This is a genomic window from Mucilaginibacter frigoritolerans, from assembly GCF_007830615.1.
In the GTDB taxonomy this organism is placed as follows: Bacteria; Bacteroidota; Bacteroidia; order Sphingobacteriales; family Sphingobacteriaceae; genus Mucilaginibacter; species Mucilaginibacter frigoritolerans.
Genome location: NZ_VLLI01000027.1, coordinates 1 through 3054, shown reverse-complemented (window position 1 = coordinate 3054; position 3054 = coordinate 1). Strand labels below are relative to the sequence as shown.

At 37.4% G+C, this 3054-nt stretch carries 5 protein-coding genes; 3 read left to right on the top strand and 2 right to left on the bottom strand.

Annotated features, from left to right (window positions below):
* The 3 genes from JN11_RS24700 to JN11_RS24255 all read left to right on the top strand — a co-directional run.
* The coding region (locus JN11_RS24700) for an RHS repeat-associated core domain-containing protein (protein ID WP_246139089.1) at positions 1-864 on the top strand (864 nt) is incomplete at its 5' end.
* A 42-nt stretch (positions 865-906) separates the two neighbouring features.
* A complete protein-coding gene (locus JN11_RS24260) occupies positions 907-1245 on the top strand; it encodes a hypothetical protein (RefSeq protein ID WP_144916902.1) in 339 nt (112 codons plus the stop codon).
* 62 nt (positions 1246-1307) lie between these two features.
* Complete coding sequence (locus JN11_RS24255; protein ID WP_144916900.1) at positions 1308-1511, top strand: hypothetical protein; 204 nt, start codon at positions 1308-1310, stop codon at positions 1509-1511.
* A gap of 196 nt (positions 1512-1707) precedes the next feature.
* Here JN11_RS24255 and JN11_RS24250 read toward each other — a convergent pair whose 3' ends face one another.
* Together JN11_RS24250 and JN11_RS24245 are read right to left on the bottom strand one after the other, a co-directional pair.
* Entirely contained in the window at positions 1708-2409 is a 702-nt protein-coding gene (locus tag JN11_RS24250; protein ID WP_144916898.1) for a hypothetical protein, read from the bottom strand.
* Between the two features lie 269 nt (positions 2410-2678).
* On the bottom strand, positions 2679-2978 hold the full coding sequence (locus JN11_RS24245) for a helix-turn-helix domain-containing protein (RefSeq protein WP_211360903.1): 300 nt from the start codon (positions 2976-2978) through the stop codon (positions 2679-2681).
* Positions 2979-3054: the final 76 nt, after the last annotated feature.

The following is a 3054-nucleotide window of genomic DNA, read 5'->3' as shown; positions in this document are numbered from 1 at the left end:
CAGGAGGATGAGTATTATGCATTTGGATTGCGAAATCCGGTATATAGTTTGTCGAACAATAACCGTTATCTTTACAATGGAAAGGAGGTACAGACGGATCTTGCTAATCAATACGATTATGGCGCGCGCTTTTACGATCCGGTAATAGCCAGGTGGACTACACCAGATCCACTTGCGGAATTGGGTAGAAGATGGTCACCCTACAGTTACGTCATGAATAATCCGATCAGGAATATTGATCCTGATGGTATGTGGACAGCGATAGCTGGTGGTGTTACGACAAGTGATCCCGCTGAAATAGCCGCATTTTTTGGTCAGAATGATGGAGGTAAGAAAGAAGATGATAAAAAGAAAGACCATCAAGGCGACCATCCAGTCCCAGATGAATTTAAGCAAAAGGGATTACCTGGATTTCCCGGTTCTCAAAGACTGAAAAAGAAGAAAGGCGCGAGAGAAACTTGGGATTTAGGTGGTACAATTCCACTACCGGAACTTAAAAAACCCGAAAAAGACAGAAAAAAAATACCTAAAGGTTGGACGGGTGAATGGGATCGGCAGCACGGAGAGGTGGAGGTTTACGATAAACAAGGTAACCATCAAGGTGCTTGGGATCCCGAATCAGGAGAAGAAAATGAAGGTAAGCAAAGGGACGATAGAAAACCAACCTATAATAAGTTTAGCTCAGAAGAACCAGATGCGCAAACAATGCCAGTTGCAGGGCCACCAGCAGGTGGGGTAAGTCCTGGACTTGTACAAAAAATACAAACAGCTACGGGGCTTACTGGTGCTGCATTATGGCTTTACATTATTTTTTCTGAAGGATCAAGGTTGTATCCGCCAAGAAACCTCGTTCCTATACCTTAGAGGTCTGTTATATAGGTGTTTATATATTAGGAAGAATGCATAATGAAAGCAAATAAGAACTATTATTACAAAGTTTATTTAGAGGTGGCTTTGAAAACATCAGAATATGTTTTCGGATACATTAATATCTCTCATATTCCTTATAGTAAATTAGAAGAATTATTTAGAGATCAAGTAACATACGAAAAAGCTTTGTTTGACGATACTATGTCCTATTTTATTGAAGATGAGTTGTATAATAAACATAAGGAATACTTGGACAGTGAGATTCCTTTTAAGTTTGATTTCAACCTATTTGAATATAGTGTTGGATTGAGTAGTGTTGAAGTGCAGAAATATAAGAAGGATTATTACGAGGAGTTGCCACCGATACTTACTTAACAGGATTTTTATATAACCAAGCTTGGTAACGCTGAGCTTGGTTATTGTAGTAACAACGAACTATGAAAAACCTAATCTTACTAATATTATTAAGCCTGTCTTTAACAGCCGGAGCGCAAACATCGAAACAAGACAGTGCCCACCGCGCGTATCATTTGATGCGTAAAAAAGACCCTAAGCAGAATAATCCTTACGCATTTGCTGACAGTGGAAAGGCTAAAAAACCAGTAGGGAAACCCAAGAAAAAAACAAGATACTGTAAATGACGAAGCCCCGATAAGGAGCTTTGTTGTTAATGAGCGTAAGCTTTACGGGCTTTAGCATCCCTAAGCAGTCCATCAAGGGCATATAGAATACCTTCTCTGTCAGTAGCTGACAACTCGTTTAGGTCATTGAGACGCTTAAGCATCGCCGGGTCTTACATAATAAAATAATGGGAAAAGCAGCAAATGCTCTTTCCCATTATTTTATTATTAAATTATCTGCCGGTAGGATATCACATCCTGTGATTCCATTCCTAATTATTGCATCCTTTAATTCCTGACTCATATAAAAATTAATATCAAATCGATTTATTTGAAAAAAATCTAAATCTTTATTGAACTTTTCATTGAGGTGAATTTTTTTTGCATTTATCGAACGATAAGGGAGTTTTTTTATAAAAGAGTTATCTTGTAGTTGTTTGGCCTTATTGATGTAATCTTGTTTAGACATTAAGGTGATAGGCTTAGGCTCAGAATTAGAAAACCCAGAGGTAATAAAAGCAGATTTAGGATAATCAACAAAATCGGTATAATCCGAAATGATATGCATAAACCAGTAATCATTAATCTGAACTTGCTTGTGTATTACTTTAGCCTGATAAAAGCGGTGCGGCGGAAATACAAACTGCTCAAATAGCATTTTTAATTTTTTGTTTATCATAAAGCCGGTTACAGAAGTAGCAAAGCTCAAGAGGTCAGTAGTCTTTGCCTTCCCATGGAGGAGTAAGCTATCCATATTAGGGATGAAATCAGGAAATGCACCCCCTTTTGCAATAAGGTAATATGAATAAAAGGAATCCGGTTTGTCATCGTCATATCCAGACCTCCACCTTTGGATTTGCGGGTATACTGGTCCAGTTTCTTCTGTGGCACAAGATTCTTTAAAAATATAGTATTGCATTTTGAAGGGCTTATAATGATTGAGTAGTATTTAGTAGTTTGGCCATAAAATAAGTTATCTTAGAAAACTTACGCAAAAATAAACCTTGTTTTGCTTATATCCGAATTTATAAATCAAGAATGGCGGAATAGATTAAATCATTCACACTGGTCGCGACTTTTGTAGCTTTATTAAAGCTATTGACATCTTTAACTGGTCGAGGTTTATAATCTAATCCTAAGCTTATAGCTTAATATGAGAACAAAGCTCAGCCTGGTGCTAGATTCTGTTTAATTATTGAAATTGGCTTTCTTAGCCTTGTAATCCCTTAACAAGGCATCTATAACCATATAAACCTGCTTCTGCTCTTCTTCAGATAAAGAGCTGATTTCATTTATACGGGTCAATATAACAGTGTCTAACTCTGTATCAGTTAGTTCAACTAGGTAATCTAACGATATATCTAAGGCTTTAGCAATACGTGCCGCCACTTCAATAGAGGGTATAGCTTCACCTCGTTCATATCTCCCCAACGCATTAGCATGCAAACCAATTCTCAAAGCGAGTTCACCCAACAATACAGCCTCCACACTTAATGCAACTATTGTTAATAATTACAAATATGATCAGGTAGAACGTAAAACGCAAACGTGGGAATCCATTACA

Excerpts from the sequence above, each read along its gene's own strand:
- JN11_RS24250 (WP_144916898.1), bottom strand. The coding sequence starts at position 2,409 with ATGCAATACTATATTTTTAAAGAATCTTGTGCCACAGAAGAAACTGGA.
- JN11_RS24255 (WP_144916900.1), top strand. The coding sequence starts at position 1,308 with ATGAAAAACCTAATCTTACTAATATTATTAAGCCTGTCTTTAACAGCC.
- JN11_RS24260 (WP_144916902.1), top strand. The coding sequence starts at position 907 with ATGAAAGCAAATAAGAACTATTATTACAAAGTTTATTTAGAGGTGGCT.